Origin of the sequence: Leptospira sp. GIMC2001 (assembly GCF_028462125.1) — a bacterium.
Taxonomy (GTDB): domain Bacteria; phylum Spirochaetota; class Leptospiria; order Leptospirales; family Leptospiraceae.
Window position 1 is genome coordinate 3,621,266 of record NZ_CP115468.1, and the last position, 15,411, is coordinate 3,636,676.

At 33.9% G+C, this 15,411-nt stretch carries 13 protein-coding genes; 11 read left to right on the top strand and 2 right to left on the bottom strand.

Going from position 1 to position 15,411, the window contains the following annotated elements; all coding sequences use genetic code 11:
- Positions 1 to 51 precede the first annotated feature (51 nt).
- Complete coding sequence (locus O4O04_RS18045) at positions 52 to 1,725, bottom strand: B12-binding domain-containing radical SAM protein (RefSeq protein ID WP_272533218.1); 1,674 nt, start codon at positions 1,723 to 1,725, stop codon at positions 52 to 54.
- 66 nt (positions 1,726 to 1,791) lie between these two features.
- Here O4O04_RS18045 and O4O04_RS18050 point away from each other — a divergent pair, with 66 nt between their 5' ends.
- From O4O04_RS18050 to O4O04_RS20500, 3 genes are read left to right on the top strand one after another with little or no spacing between them, the layout of a single operon-like run.
- Positions 1,792 to 2,757: a hypothetical protein gene (locus tag O4O04_RS18050; RefSeq protein ID WP_272533220.1), complete on the top strand. Its 966-nt coding sequence runs from the start codon at positions 1,792 to 1,794 to the stop codon at positions 2,755 to 2,757.
- A 1-nt stretch (position 2,758) separates the two neighbouring features.
- Positions 2,759 to 3,673 carry a Rieske 2Fe-2S domain-containing protein gene (locus O4O04_RS18055; RefSeq protein ID WP_272533221.1) on the top strand — a complete coding sequence of 305 codons (915 nt, stop codon included), beginning with the start codon at positions 2,759 to 2,761 and terminating at the stop codon, positions 3,671 to 3,673.
- Positions 3,674 to 3,677: 4 nt separating this feature from the next.
- The gene (locus tag O4O04_RS20500) at positions 3,678 to 4,301 is read left to right on the top strand and encodes a phosphatase PAP2 family protein (RefSeq protein ID WP_442915913.1); all 624 of its coding nucleotides are present in this window, start codon (positions 3,678 to 3,680) and stop codon (positions 4,299 to 4,301) included.
- On the opposite strand, the gene O4O04_RS18060 is transcribed toward O4O04_RS20500, so the two are convergent.
- A complete protein-coding gene (locus O4O04_RS18060; protein WP_272533223.1) occupies positions 4,242 to 5,174 on the bottom strand; it encodes a fatty acid desaturase in 933 nt (310 codons plus the stop codon). The genes O4O04_RS20500 and O4O04_RS18060 overlap by 60 nt on opposite strands.
- A gap of 170 nt (positions 5,175 to 5,344) precedes the next feature.
- Between O4O04_RS18060 and O4O04_RS18065 the strand changes: the two genes are divergently transcribed.
- The 8 genes from O4O04_RS18065 to O4O04_RS18100 all read left to right on the top strand — a co-directional run bounded on the left by O4O04_RS18065 (position 5,345) and on the right by O4O04_RS18100 (position 15,375).
- The gene (locus O4O04_RS18065; protein ID WP_272533224.1) at positions 5,345 to 5,941 is read left to right on the top strand and encodes a YybH family protein; all 597 of its coding nucleotides are present in this window, start codon (positions 5,345 to 5,347) and stop codon (positions 5,939 to 5,941) included.
- Between the two features lie 12 nt (positions 5,942 to 5,953).
- Positions 5,954 to 7,285 carry a B12-binding domain-containing radical SAM protein gene (locus tag O4O04_RS18070; RefSeq protein ID WP_272533225.1) on the top strand — a complete coding sequence of 444 codons (1,332 nt, stop codon included), beginning with the start codon at positions 5,954 to 5,956 and terminating at the stop codon, positions 7,283 to 7,285.
- Positions 7,282 to 8,685 (top strand): B12-binding domain-containing radical SAM protein, encoded by a 1,404-nt coding sequence (locus O4O04_RS18075; RefSeq protein WP_272533227.1) that lies wholly within the window; start codon positions 7,282 to 7,284, stop codon positions 8,683 to 8,685. The genes O4O04_RS18070 and O4O04_RS18075 overlap by 4 nt, the downstream gene beginning before the upstream one ends.
- A gap of 4 nt (positions 8,686 to 8,689) precedes the next feature.
- Positions 8,690 to 9,826: a hypothetical protein gene (locus O4O04_RS18080; RefSeq protein ID WP_272533228.1), complete on the top strand. Its 1,137-nt coding sequence runs from the start codon at positions 8,690 to 8,692 to the stop codon at positions 9,824 to 9,826.
- Positions 9,817 to 10,545, top strand: a complete 729-nt coding sequence (locus tag O4O04_RS18085; RefSeq protein WP_272533230.1) for a hypothetical protein — start codon at positions 9,817 to 9,819, stop codon at positions 10,543 to 10,545. The genes O4O04_RS18080 and O4O04_RS18085 overlap by 10 nt, the downstream gene beginning before the upstream one ends.
- Entirely contained in the window at positions 10,535 to 12,121 is a 1,587-nt protein-coding gene (locus O4O04_RS18090) for a GH3 family acyl-acid amido synthetase (protein WP_272533231.1), read from the top strand. Before O4O04_RS18085 ends, O4O04_RS18090 begins: the two co-directional genes overlap by 11 nt.
- An 80-nt stretch (positions 12,122 to 12,201) precedes the next feature.
- Positions 12,202 to 13,230, top strand: a complete 1,029-nt coding sequence (locus tag O4O04_RS18095) for an LLM class flavin-dependent oxidoreductase (protein ID WP_272533233.1) — start codon at positions 12,202 to 12,204, stop codon at positions 13,228 to 13,230.
- Positions 13,231 to 15,375, top strand: coding sequence for a cytochrome c biogenesis protein CcdA (locus O4O04_RS18100; RefSeq protein ID WP_272533234.1), 2,145 nt, complete (start codon positions 13,231 to 13,233; stop codon positions 15,373 to 15,375).
- Positions 15,376 to 15,411 lie beyond the last annotated feature (36 nt).

Below are 15,411 nucleotides of genomic sequence, written 5' to 3' on the forward strand. Positions count from 1 at the left end.
ATATTAATTGAAAAAGATCAAAAATGTAAATAATTTATTGAACTACAAATATTAAAAACGAAGCATATCGCTTTTTCTCAAATCCCGCCTCAAATAGTGATCTATAACAAAATTTAAAATTTTAAACATAATTTTTGAAATAAACCTGCCATTCCAAGCGCTTTTTTGAAAATCCAAAAGTGCTTCTCTCATTGTTGAATCATAATAAAGCATCTCTTTCTGAAATAGAGCTGCATCTAGGGAAATTTTGTTTAGAATCAATTGTTTAACAAGAAACGATGTCCAATGGACTGCTTCATAACAATCCATAGTTTCATGTTTCCAATAAGGTGACATGCTTTGGTTAGATTCAATAATCTTAAGATTGAATTTATTCCTATTTATCTCAGACAGGATCGGTACCTCTCTTATTCTTACGCTAAATACAGCTACGAATATAAAATCAGGAGGTGATTTTTTTAAAAAATTTAAAGTATTGTAAATCGTATCTTTATTTTCTCCAGGAAACCCAACAATAATTGAGGCGACTGTTGTTAATCCATGCTTTCTACATAAGGAAAGTGCCAAATGATTTTTTTCTATACCTAATTTTTTATTCATATTCTTTAAAATAGTAGGATCACCAGATTCAATTCCAATTTGGACTTGTATACATCCAGCTTCCTTTAAAAGCAAAACCACGGTTTCATCACAAAGATCGTCTGCTCTTGCATAACAAGTCCATTTTATCTTCAGATTTTCTCCTATAATAAGATTGCATAACTTAACCAATCTTTGCTTAGGCATTGTGAATAAAGAATCTAAACAAACAATAAATTCTATATTAAGTTCGTTAATATAATATTTCCAATCCTCAAATATTTTTTCTGCAGATTTCATCCTAAACTTTGTATCATCAAAAAGGAATGGATAGTTACAAAATGCACATCGATAAGGACAACCTCGAACACTTTCATAATAAATAAGATTGAATTTTCTATTATTTTTCACTTCAGAAAGAGCCCAATTTGGAACTGTAAGCTTATCTAAAGACAACGTATCGGGAACACCGCTAAATAAGAATATACTATGTTGAGTTCTAACAATTCGTCCATTCTTTGGAGGGTGAATTTCTTTAAAACTAGATCGAATCCATTCGGCGATTGCTGGCACCAGATATTCTCCGTAACCAATTGCCAAGATATCTAGATCTTTTTCTCCTTCCCAATACTTGTATATGCTTCCTGCAAGTGCACCACCAATTACTAAACGATTGTGCTTAGTTTTGAATAATTTAATTATAGATTTCAACTCACCTAGATCCTTTAGATAAGTTGAGGAGATAAAAACAACTTCGTGCTCTTCGAGCAAATCACTAAACAGTGATTGATTTAAAAAAATTTCATCAAGTGTTATGGATGTACATTGGATTTGTTCTTTTTCCAAAAGTGTAGTAAGTATTACTTCGGTTAAGTATGGAGAATCATTTTGATTTTTTTTATTAAAAAAATCATTAAACTGATCTTTGAATTCTTTTGTCTTTCGTAAGAATATTTTTTTTATTTCACCGGCAAGCACTACTTCTGCAATAATTGTTTTGATTCGATGCTCCAACCATTGATGGCTATCAAATCCAAATTTAGCGAATTGTTTGACGATAAAGCTTTTAGCAGTGGATTTATGATCAACAAGGAAGCTCCCTGTAACAACCAATACTTTGGCTTCTGTCATAATTTTTTTTGCCAAGCTATTCTTATTCTGTCAAGAATTAATCTTGCCTTAGATATGATTCAATTTTCCTATAGATACAAAATGTCCTTATTTAGATTTCTTCAGACCGAAGTATTGGAAAAAGTCGTTGATGAGTTTAGTATTCTGGAGAATTCAAAAACATCACTTCCAGGAATAAATTTTGAGAAGTTCAATCACGAAAGCCTAATCGAACTAATCAATAAATACGGAATCACAGAAACTTCCGCAATATTTTACAATAAGCTAGTATCGGAATCCAAGAGTAGTGCTTTTATAAAAAGTATAGATTCATTAGAACCGAACCTATTCAATCTTCCAAAAATTGAAGGAAAATTGCTGATCGTTCCATCAGGCTTTTACAAAGAATTGCCAGAGTATGCCGGCGATGGATCGTTGATTCGTGAGATCGCAGAAAAATTCAACTTAGAATCTGAATTGATTCCCATTGATACAAAAGGCTCGATATCTCAAAATTCTGAAACAATAATTAAATTCTTAAGTCAACAAAAGGATGATAAAATCATAATATTCTCATTAAGTAAAGGTGGTTCAGATTTAATGCTAGCATTAAAGAATCAACCTTCAATACAGAATAAAATTTTTGTTTGGGTGTCCATTTGCGGACTTTTTAATGGTACTAGACTAGCTGATCAATTCCTTCAAAGAAGAGGCGTTGGACGCTTAGTACAGGATGGTATTTTCAAATCACTAGGTATTCATAAAAATTTCTTACCAGAATTTTCGCATTCTGGTGGTGTGTTATCTAACAGCGAGACATTGAATGTAAAAAACCTAATAAGCGTTATAGGAATTCCCATTGAGTCACATCTGCGGGGCAATTTACTAAAACGATTTCGTACCTTAGCAACATATGGACCAAATGATGGAATTTCCCTTAGCCTTGATTCCATAATTCCTAATTCTAATGTCTATCCAATTTGGGGTGGAGATCATTATTTTAGATTCAAAGGAATTTCTGAGTTAATATATAAATTATTGATTTATATTTCGGAATTGGAGAATTGATTTGAATTTACCGTCTTCCTGGTATTATGTTTCTAGCAGCAGATCTATAAAAAGAAAAAAACTGCACTCCTTCGAAATAGCTCAATATTCAATTGTCCTGTATCGAAATTCTAGAAATTTGATTATAGCTCTTGAATCAAGGTGTTCACATCTTGGGACAAACCTCAGTAATGGTTTCATAGAGAAAGACGAATTGGTCTGCCCATTGCACCATTGGCATTTTGATGAAGATGGTAATTGCATAAAAAACTCATGCAAAAATAAGAATATTCAATTTAAGCAAACCAAATTTCCAACGCAAGAAGCTTTTGGATCAATTTTTGTTTTCCTTGGAGATGATTTTTTTCAATTTCCTATGGTTCCGAATTTTGAAAATTTTATTTTCAAATCTTTACCTAAAGTAAATCTAGAAACCGATTGGTTTACAGTTGGAGCGAACGGCTATGACACCCTGCATTTATCTATTGTTCATAAACGCGGGTTGAAAGAAGAGCCGATCCTTACTTTTCCAGAAAAGCATATTTTTATCATGGAAACGAAAGCATTCGTTGAAGGTAAAAATATATCGGATAGAATTATCAAATTTATTTCGAAGGATTCAATTACAGCAAAGATCTCATCTTTTGGAGGTGTATTCATAGTCTTAGAATCGAATTTACATACTAGACAAACATTGTTATTGGTCTTCTTACAACCAAATAAAGATAATGTGAATATCATAGCTATAGCCGGGATTCGAAGAAGTATATTCTTTGTGGATTTTTTTAAGAAATATATTTCAGCTTACTTTTTTAAAAAATTTCTCTTCAAAGATATAAAACCATTGAGTAAAATGAAATTGAGAATCGAAAATATGAAACTTGATCCAGTACTTAAAAATTATCATAAATATTTACAAAATCTAAAACAAATATAGATTCATGAAAATTCCAAGTCGAAAGGAAATAATTACATTTTCAATTCATTTCATTGCTCAAGGAATACTTTTTGTTATAGTCTATGGAATCACGAATTGGTTGGCATCTTTAAGAGACAGCCATTTACAACTATTTTTGGAATACGAGCTGTTGATTCCTTTTTTACCAGAATTTATATTTATTTATTTCTCAATCGTCGGATTATTTATAATTACTTTGTTTTATCTAGATCAGCATGAATTATCTGAACTTTCAAAGTCTTTATCTTTTGCAACCATGATCGCTGGATTTCTATTTCTATTAATTCCAGCAGAAATTGGTTATGATCGAAAGACTGAAGTAGATAGTTACAATTTTTTATTTAAGATCATCCATCTTTTAGATAGACCATACAATTTAGTTCCTTCACTTCATATAACATATAGCTTTTTAATTTTTCTCTGGATTTACCCTAAAGAAAAAAATTCTTTGTTTCATAATCTTTATATTATTTGGATAATTCTGATTTGTATATCAGTATTGGTTATCCATCAACATCATCTAATCGATATTATATCTGGAATATTTCTAGCCTTCGTAAGCTTTTACATATTCGGTTTTCGGAAGCGGAGTCGGCGCAATTTCTAAATTCAGCTTTGGACCAGTCCAGAGCCTAAAATATTGCTTCAGATAACTTATGGGTTTGATTTTTTGATTCTTCAGTCCGGATTCTTTTAGATAGATCCAAGGAAGGTTAGGATCAAGATGGTGTTCGTAATCCCAGTTGCTATGCAATAAGAGCTTTTCTAAGACGATATTCGTTGTTAGATTATGTGCGCCTTCTATTACATCACGCTTAGTAAATGCATGTGTGATATATTGTCTTGTAGACCAATTAAAAGCAAAACATAAATACAAAATAAGTGTTTGTTGCCACTGGATCCCTACTATAAAAAACAAAACTAACCATAATAACATCATAAGCAAAGTCTCTAATCGAATACTTAGAATATCTTCATCCTTCATATCTTCGAACATTACTTGTGAGCTTTTAATATTCTGAACTATACTGAGCTTAGTAAAATTTGGATAAATGGATAATAGAATTGGGCCAATGGGAACCATAAACCAAAAGCCGCCGAGTAAAACTAAATACCATCTTAGAATTTGAAAGTATTTTAATTTATTTTCTTCATATAAATCGAACATCTCATGTTCTGTCCGATTGCAACAGTGATGCTTGATATGTGTAATTTTGACCATAGTAAATGATGTCGGAAAAAGAATTGCATTCAAAATTCCAAATACACGATTCAAGTTTGGATTCGAATGCAAATTCATATGTGTTGCTTCGTGCATCAGAGCATAAGAACCTAATAGTAAAAAGGAAAACAGAATACCTACTGGAATTGTTTCTAAAAGACTTAGCCTCGATGCAAAAATCAGCAAGCCAATATTGCAAACAAAATAAGAAATGGATAGAATCCAATTGAGTTGGTTCGGAATAGGATTTTCTTTCATCAAAATTGTCTACTTTAATGGATTTAGAACAAGTATCATAAATTGTAAATTCTAATTTATTGCATAAAATGCGGATAATTCGAATTCTCCGGTAAATAAATATTTTTTTATCTTTTGAAATATTCATTCTATTATTGACAATTTTTAGATACCAATGAAGGTATATCGCTATGGGCAAATTTAATTTTAAATGTTTAGTTATATTTATTTTTTTCTCATCTCTTCTTCCCTCTACGCTCTTCTCGGAAGATTCCGTTCATAATGAACTGAGAAAATTTAAAGTTGAGTTCGAAGAAGCGGTAGAAACCAGAGATATTGCCAAAATGCTCGAATTTGTTCATCCAAATGTGGTTATAACTTTTGTAGATGCGCAAGCTTTGCGAGGACATACAGAGCTCAGTGATTATTTAAATCGTTTACTAAAAGGTCCGTCTAGACTGATAAAAAATTTTAATACTAAAATCGATGTCGATGAGCTAACGATTATGTATGGTAATAATAATGTGGGAATTTCATTTGGTTCGTCTGATGATTATTTCAACCTGACAGAAGGATTGGAATTTCATTCAAAAAGTCGATGGACGGCTACTCTAGTGAAGGAGAATAACAAATGGCTAATAGCATCTGCACATGTCTCGGTTGATATGTTTAAGAATCCGCTTCTCACTGCCGCTAAGAATTCGATATATATTTGGGCACTTATTTCTTTTATTCTTGGAACGGGTCTTGGATATGGAATCTTCAGATTTATCCAATCGAGAAAATAAGTTTCAATCCATATGATTCGTCTAGCTTTGATATCGCCAAAAGGTCCTTTGTATAGGCATAAGACAGGAATCTTTCGAAAAGATCTTCGTGCGGCACCTCTTACCTTAACTACACTCGCATCTCTCGTTCCAAAAGATTTGGATATAGATGTAAAAATCTATGATGAAGGCATAGAGGATATTCCAAATAATCTAGATGCGGATTTGGTTGCGATGACTGTAATTACAGGATCAGCGAACAGAACGTACGAACTAAGTGAACGGTTTAGGAGAGATGGTAAAAAAGTTATTCTCGGTGGACCTCATGTTACTTTAATTCCAGAAGAATCAATTCAGTATGCAGATTCAATTGCAACTGGCTATGCAGAAGAGACATGGCCGCAAATGCTTCGTGACTATGCTAATGGAAATCTAAAGAACCGCTACGATATGTCTAAAGAATTTTCTTTCGATCGGCTTGAATCAATTCCGTTTCCGAGGAGAGATCTGCTTCAGAAAAAAGGATATAAAACTCTAGAAACTTTTGAAGCGACTCGTGGTTGCATTCATAGCTGTGACTTCTGCGTAGTTCCCGTTGCTTGGGGAAGAAAGCCTTTCCAAAAGCCTATTGAGCATATCATCGAAGATATCAAAAGAAGAAAAACCAAAACTGTTTTATTCTATGATTTAAACTTAATTGCGGATCGTGAATATGCAAAAAGATTATTTGAAGCATTGATTCCTCTCAAAATTTATTGGGTTGGATTATCGACTACGCTGATTGACAAAGATCCTGAACTATTGAATTTACTAATTCGTTCAGGATGCAAAGGATTATTGATAGGCTTTGAAAGCGTATCCAAAGAAACTCTTCGCGGTACAAAAAAATCATTCAACAATCCGGATAACTATGCGAGTTTGATAAAGACACTTCATCAAGCTGGAATAGTTATCAATGGAACATTTGTATTCGGTAACGATGAGGACAACATAGATTCATTTCAAAATGTTAGGCAGTTTGTAATCGACAATCGAATTGGACTCCCTAGATTCTCTATATTGACTCCATTTCCTGGAACTCCATTATTCAAAAGACTAGAGTCAGAGAACAGAATAGTTACTAAGGACTGGAGCAAATACGATGGACAACATGTTGTTTTCCAACCTAAGAATCTTACTATTGATCAACTTCAAGTAGAACATGAGAATATATGGAAAGATGTATATTCTTATAAAAATATTTGCAAGAGAGTTTTTGGTAATTTAACTTCAATATTTCCGATCGTTCTCGCTGCTAATTCCTCATATCGATTCTATGCTAATAATCTAACGAAGTTCTACACATGTAGAGGGGGTTTGGTGTGAGACTTACCATCATTCATCCATGCATTGGAAGGATCCCAGGAAAAAAATACATCAAAGGCTGGCAGATGGAACCTTTACCAGCTGCACATCTATCAGGACTTACACCAGATGATGTTGATATAAAGTTTTATGATGATAGAATGGAGCTGATACCTTTTGATGAGGCAACAGATCTTGTTGCTATTTCTATTGAGACTTACACTGCAAAAAGAGCCTATCAGATTGCATCAGAATATAGAAAGAGGGGCGTAATAGTTGTTATGGGTGGCTTCCATGCAACATTGGTTTCTGATGAAGTATTAGAATATGCTGATGTAGTAGTGATTGGTGAAGCTGAAGACATTTGGCAACAAGTAATTGCTGACTTCAAGAACAAATCTCTGCAAAGAATTTATAAATCAGCAACCCGTCCTGATATAGCAAAAGCAAGCCCTGATCGAAGTATTTTTCAAGGTAAAAAATATCTGCCTATTGGTCTTGTTGAGTCTGCGAGGGGTTGCACGTTCAAATGTGACTTCTGTGTGATTCAAACTTTTTTCTCATCCACTCAGAATCGTAGAAGCACGCAAACAGTTATTGATGAGATAAAATCAATTACTGATAAACGTAAATTGATTTTCTTTGTAGATGACAATATCGTATCACATCCTAAGGAAGCTAAAGAGTTTTATAAAGCATTAATTCCGTTAAAAATTAAATGGGTGAGTCAAGCTGCAATAACGATGACCCATGATGTAGAAATGTTAGAGATACTTCGAGACAGTGGTTGTCAAGGCGTGCTAATTGGATTTGAGTCTCTGAATCCCGTTAATCTCAAAGCAATGAACAAAACTTTCAATACCACCAAAGGCGGAATAGAAGAAGCTACAAAAAGATTGCATAAATACGGAATTCGATTATACGCTACATTTATTTTTGGATATGATGAAGATACAATGCTATCTTTTCGAGAAACAATAGATTTTTGTATAAACCACAAAATATTTATGGTTGCATTCAATCATCTAACTCCATTTCCTGGAACCCCATTGTATAAAAAATTGGAATCCGAAGGAAGATTGATTTATAAAAAATGGTGGCTTGCAGATGAGTATAAATATGGACAAGTTCCATTTAGAACAAAGATTGATCCAGAAGTGATTCGCCTTGAATGCGTTAAAGCTAGAAAAGAATTCTATTCTGTTCCATCAATAATCAAAAGAATGTTCTCCAAAACCAATTCTGGTGGATTCTTTATGTTCTATGCATATTGGTTTATCAATTTATTATTAAGAAAAGAAGCTGAGCTTAGAGACTTATACCCCTTAGGTGATACTACATTCAAAGGAGAATTACTCCCAGTCGATATCGAGCAGCATCGCGAGTATTTTCATAACAAATTGGAAGCAAAAGTAAGTTGATCCATTGGTTAAAATTGAATTAGCAGAATTTCCAAGAGATAACTCCAGTTTATTATCTTTTAGTAAAAAGCATCCATCCATTGGTCAAATTTCTCTGTATCAAGATCGCTCTCCAAATTATTACGACTCACTCACACCAGAGGGAGAAATAAAACAAGTTGTGATTGGACGAGATTTAGAATCGAATGAGATCATTGGAGTTGGTCACCGTACCGAAAGCAATTTCTTGATTAATGGAAATAAAACTAGATTAGGAATGCTCAGTGGATTAAAATTAGATCCAAAATACAAATCGACTACTGCCCTACCCCGCGGATATAAATACTTTCGTGACTTAGATTCGGAAGGCAAATCTCTAGGATACTTTACAACAATACAATCTGAGAATTATCATTCCATTCAAGTCTTGGAATCAGGAAAGGCTGGACTTCCAAAATATCAATTTATTTCGAATCTGATTACCTATACATTCTCGAAAAATTCTTTTAATAAATATGCAAATAGGAATCTCACAACTAAATTTAAAATTTTCAATTCGATCGATGATCCATCAATCGTTCCTAGAATTCTAAATTTTCTTACAGATCAATCCAAACATACTTCCGTATGTCCAGACTATTCACGATTGTTTGGTTTGGATTTTGGCGAAAAAATATTTTATACAATGGAAGATGATAAAGGAATTAAATTTTGTTTATGTCTATGGAATCAAGGTAATGGAAAAAATTGGATTGTAAAAAAATACAACCTTCCCCTAAATTTTATAAGACCTTTTTACAATGGTTTTTCAAATTTCAATTCATATCCCAAAATGCCAAAAGAAAATTCTTCGATTCCTAATATGTATATTTCTTTTTTAAACTCAAGACAGGATGCAGTGGAGGCATCAAGTGAATTGCTCGGTCTTTTGGATTTTGCGATTCGAAGTTATTCCAATTTCAGTCCTCCTCGTATCCGCGATAGTATATATACATTTACTTTGGATTCAAGTCATAACTTGAATCAGATTTTAAAAAAAATACCCGCTTGGGTTATTCATTCTCGTGCCTACTTTGTGTATTGGGAAGGTAAAGCCAAATCCCAAGAAATCTACAATAAAATTCAAGCTGGAAATAGGATATGGGAAATCGGATGTCTATAATATCTGAATCCGTATCCATTTCACCGAACGAATTGAACGCTGCAGATATTGATTCCATGTTCCGATTAATGGATGATTCGTATTTTGGAGTTCAGAAAAATATATTTATCACAGATCTTCAATCAAAAGATAAAATTTTAATTATTAGGAAATTAGACAAGATTATTGGATTTACTACATTCAAATTTCATGAAATAGATGATCTGGAGAATCCGGAGCAGAAATTAACGGTTTGCTTTTCTGGCGATACAGTAATAGATCCACAGTTTCGAGGCGATCTAAATCTTCCAATACAATGGGGAATAATTATGCTTCGGGAATCTCTATCGCGAAATACCAAAATCTATTGGTTATTAACGACAAAAGGAATTAGAACTTACCGTTATCTTCCCGTATTTTTTTATAATTTCTATCCAAGCCCGGTTCTTATGGATTCTAAACTAGAAAACTTATGCAAACATTTTGGTAAAAGATTGTTCGGTTTCGATTTCGATGATTCTCGAGGAATTCTAGAGAGAAAAACGAATGTTCAAACAATCCGAAAAGTAGAAGAAGATTTGGCATATATCAACAGAAAGAAAGATCCTTTTGTAAAATATTTTTTAACTAAAAATCCAAACTTCTCTAACGGTGATGAACTTGTCTGCCTTGCAGAATTTTCAATGGACAATATCAAACCATTTATAAAAAAAATTCTATTGAATAAAAATGAGCAGTAGATTCATAAGAAGGCTTGCAATCTTCGCATGGAAGACTTTAGCAAAAAAAAATTATACTTTTTTTAGAAATAATATTCACAATGTACAATCTATTCAAAATACAAATCTCAAAAATCTACTTGTAAATTCTAACAACACAGCTTTCTCTCGGGACTATGATTTAAATCCGAAAATGAACTACCGGGAATATTCAAAACAAGTTCCAATTCAGAAATATGATGATCTTAAACCTTATATTGAAAGAATTATGAATGGTGAACAAAATGCACTATCTAAATCCAAAATACGAAAAATTAACCTAACGAGTGGAAGTTCCGATGCATCAAAACTAATTCCATATACGGACTACAGCGCAGAAGAATTTGCTAAATCCATTGGAGTATGGATGTATGGCTTGATTGAATATAGAAAATTAAATGTAGGTGGCAAATTTTATTTCTCAATTACACCATCAGGAATGGATAGTTATAATAAAAATGGAGTAAATGTAGGTTTTGATAACGACAGTGATTATTTCGGAATTATAGAAAAACATATAAGCCAATTGATAATGGTAACTCCTGATTCCATTTCTAAAATAAAAGATTTGAATCAAGTGATTCTATACACAGTTTGTTATCTTCTTCAAACTACAGATTTAGTCCTTATATCAATTTGGAATCCTAGCTTTTTACAAAGAATTTTGGATTATATTTTCTACAATAGAAAGCTAGTTTTCCAAACAATGAGAATTGTATTTAGAGATAAAATTTCGAAAAGAATTCAGTTTATTGAACAAACTTTAAATAACGCAAGGAAAGCAAACGAAGTGGATTGGCTTTCTATCTGGCCCCAATTAAAGATAGTAAGCACTTGGACAGAAAATCACGCTTTTCCATTTTTCCAAAACCTTAAGAGTTATCTTCCAAATGTAGAATTCGAAACAAAAGGAGTTGTGGCAACAGAAGGATTCATCTCGGTTCCGTTCTACAATTCCCAGAACAAACCGATCAATTTGTTGAGTTATACTTCTCATTTTTATGAATTTAGAAATAGAAAATCCGAGATACTTTTGATAGATGACTTATCGATCGGAGACGAAGTAGAAGTGATTATGAGCCTTGGAAATGGTTTTCATCGATATGCAATCGGTGATTGGTTTCGAATCAATGCTAAGATCGGAAATCTTCCAAGCATGGAATTTATTGGTCGAGAAGAATTCATTTCAGATCTATGTGGCGAGAAAATTAATGAGAATTTTTTATTGATAAATCTCGTCCCGAAATTAAAACAATTAGGAATCCTTGAGAAAGATTTCTATATTCAAGGAAATATAGAATACACAAAGGCTTATTATAATCTTTGCATTTTATCAAATGCTAAATTTTCACAGGAAAAATTACTAGAATTATCGAATCTTGCAGAACGTATATTACAGACGAATCCGCATTATAAATATGCGAGAGAACTCAACCAATTAGAAAAACTTCGAATCAAATTAATTGAATTTATGGAAATTGCGAAAACTGGACGAATTGCAACTTTTAAGAATCGAATTTTGAGATCCCCGAAAAACAATCAAGAAATCATTGAGTGAATTTTAGTCTTGATATTATCAATTGGTTCGCTGTCTAATATTTGTAAGGGACTATGAACTTCAAATTCCCTGAGTACAAAATGAAATCATTACAAACAATTCCATTTTCCGTTCTGGATCTATCCCCTATAGTAGAAGGAAGCAATGCGACTGAATCCTTTCGAAGAAGTCTCACACTTGCCAAGCGAGCTGAAGAACTAGGCTTCAATCGGTTCTGGGTCGCTGAACATCACAATATGCCAGGAATTGCAAGTTCGGCAACTTCTGTATTAATCGGCTATCTTGCTTCAGGTACTCATTCGATTCGAGTTGGTTCCGGTGGAATCATGCTACCGAACCATCCACCTCTCGTCATAGCCGAACAATTTGGAACACTGGAATCTATGTATCCTGGAAGAATTGATCTAGGACTTGGTCGAGCTCCAGGAACAGACGGACTGACAACCAAAGCATTAAGAAGAGAGCAAACTATTGGAGGACAAGAATTTCCAGAACTTTTAGATGAGTTGATGTTCTTTTTTGCAGAGGCAAGTCCTGGACAGAAAGTACGGGCAGTTCCCGGCTACGGAATCCAAATTCCCATTTGGTTACTTGGCTCCAGTTTATACAGTGCAGAACTAGCTGGAAGACTTGGACTTCCTTTTAGTTTTGCTGCACATTTTGCTCCAGAGCTAATGAATGAAGCTATAGAAGTTTATAGAAAAGTATTCCAACCTTCTCAATGCTTAGATGAACCCTATCTAATGTTAGGTGTCAATGTCATAGCTGCAGAGAAAACTGATGAGGCAAAAGATTTAGCAACATCGCAATTTATGAGCTTCTTACATCTAATCAGAGGCAACCCGCAACCTCTCGCGAAACCAATTCCATTCGATGATCTCACAAAGCTTTGGTCACCCATGGAGAAAAGTATCATTCAATCCAAGCTTCAAACTACTTTTATTGGATCGCGGGACAAAATTCAGGACGAACTGATAAATTTTGTGGATTCTACGCAAGCAGATGAGTTAATCATCCATTCTATGATTTATGATCTTGATGCCCAGATAAAGTCGTATGAGATTATCCACTCATTGAAAACATCCGATAAAATTTTGGAACATGCCTAAATGATTAGAAACATAAATTTTGTTCTCTTGATATGTATTTTCTTTATAACAATTGCACAGACTGATAGATTATCTGCGCAAAGTTCAGGAGTTTCAACACCGACGAAAAAGGAATTCAAAAATTATTCCTATCAGGGTAGGCACTCATCAATTGAGTTATATGCAACTACTGATTCTTATATACTTCATTTAAAACCAAATGCTGGATGGCGAATCTTTTGGAAGAATCCGGGTGATTCTGGTTCACCATTGAAAATCAATTGGATGCAATATCCGGAAGGCTGGAACGGGAATTGGAAGTGGCCACAACCTAACAGAATTCAAACGAATGAAGAAGTAAATTTTGGATATAAAGATTCTATTTACTTAATTTCTGATTCAGCGCATAATAATATTACAAATTCCGAGAAAACGCTCAGTGGTGAATTTCGTTGGATGGTCTGTAAGGAAGAATGCGAAACAGAGAACGCCGAAATAACTGCCCTAGATATATCGAAAAATCCAGGAATGCTATCTAAGCTCAATTCCGAGATTTCTAATCTGTCCCATCACTATCCTATTCAGAAAGATCCAAATTGGAAGTTTGGATTTCGAACTACATCAGATAAATATATTATTGAATTGGATTTCCAGAATAGTGATTTGGATATCAAACAATCAGAGAATCCCAATATCGATTTTTTTCCTGATGATCCTGGATCAGTTTCTGCGAAGCTTTTAAATATTCGAAAAGTTTCTGATTCCGTATGGGAAATGGATCTATCTAAGCCAGATCATTTAGAATCAGAACCGGAAATCTTGAGCGGTCTATTGGTTATTGGGGATAAATCTTTTGATATTTCAATAGGTAAGGAATCATCATACTTTTTTATTCAAGCAATTATATTCGCTTTTTTGGGTGGATTATTGCTGAACTTAATGCCTTGTGTATTTCCAATTCTCGCGATGAAAGCGATGTCGGTAGTTGGCTCTAACAATCTTCTAACAAAAGATAGACGAAAAGATTCATTCTTTTATGCAATGGGAATCATTGTGTTTTTCTGGATTCTATTTTTCGTTTTTGCAGCCTTGAAGTCGGGAGGATCTGCACTTGGATGGGGATTCCAATTGCAGAATCCAGCATTTTTGTTTTTGCTAGTTTTACTTTTTGTATTTATGGGTTTTCAGATGTTAGGCTGGCTTGAATTCAGCGTCGGAGTATCTGGCAAAATATCTCAATTGACAGAGAAGAAAGGAGGAAGCGGATCCTTCTTCTCGGGCGGCTTAGCAGTTCTAGTTGCAACACCGTGCACGGCACCGTTTATGGGTACGGCACTTGCTTTTGCTTTATCCGAATCTATATGGATTGGGTTTCCAATTTTTACAGCACTAGGTCTTGGAATGGCAATTCCAATTGTAGTCCTACAGAATAGTTCCTTTATTGCAAAAAGGATTCCAAAACCTGGTCCTTGGATGGAAACATTCAAGGAGTTCTTAGCATTCCCCCTATTCTTAACAGCCGTTTGGTTGCTATGGATATTGACTGGTATCACAGATCGCAATCAGGGATTTTTTGTCTTGGCAGGAATCATCATTCTGGTCTTTATTTTGTGGGCGGTCAAAAAAGTACAGAGACCCGCAATCAAAGCCATACTCTTTGCAAGCTTTCTTGCAACAATAGTATCTCTAAGCTATGATTTAGTGATAAGCCATTCATCTAAACAATCGAGTCTGTCTGGCAAAAATTTATTAACCAATCCAGATAGCATTTTGAATTTTGGCAATTCCAATGAGAACTCAGAATTTGCATATGGATTCGATAACGCGACTCCCTACTCCAAACAAATTTTAATGTCTGCTCTCAAGACCAAGTCTCCTGTCTTCTTCTACTTCACTGCAGACTGGTGTGTTACTTGCAAATACAATGAGAAGACAGTCTTCAATTTACATTCAGTAAAAAACAAATTTCTAACAAATGAAGTAATCGTAATAAAGGCAGATTGGACCAATGAAGATCCTGCTATCACAGAAGCATTGGAAAGCTACGGACGCAACGGTGTTCCACTTTATGTCTTTTTTCCAGAACGAAATCGAAAGAACCCCAAAATTTTGCCCCAGATTCTCACGAAAGAAATCTTAACGCAAGAGATGAGACTAACTCAATAGAAATGACAGATTAAATTCTTTTCCTGATTAGAAAAT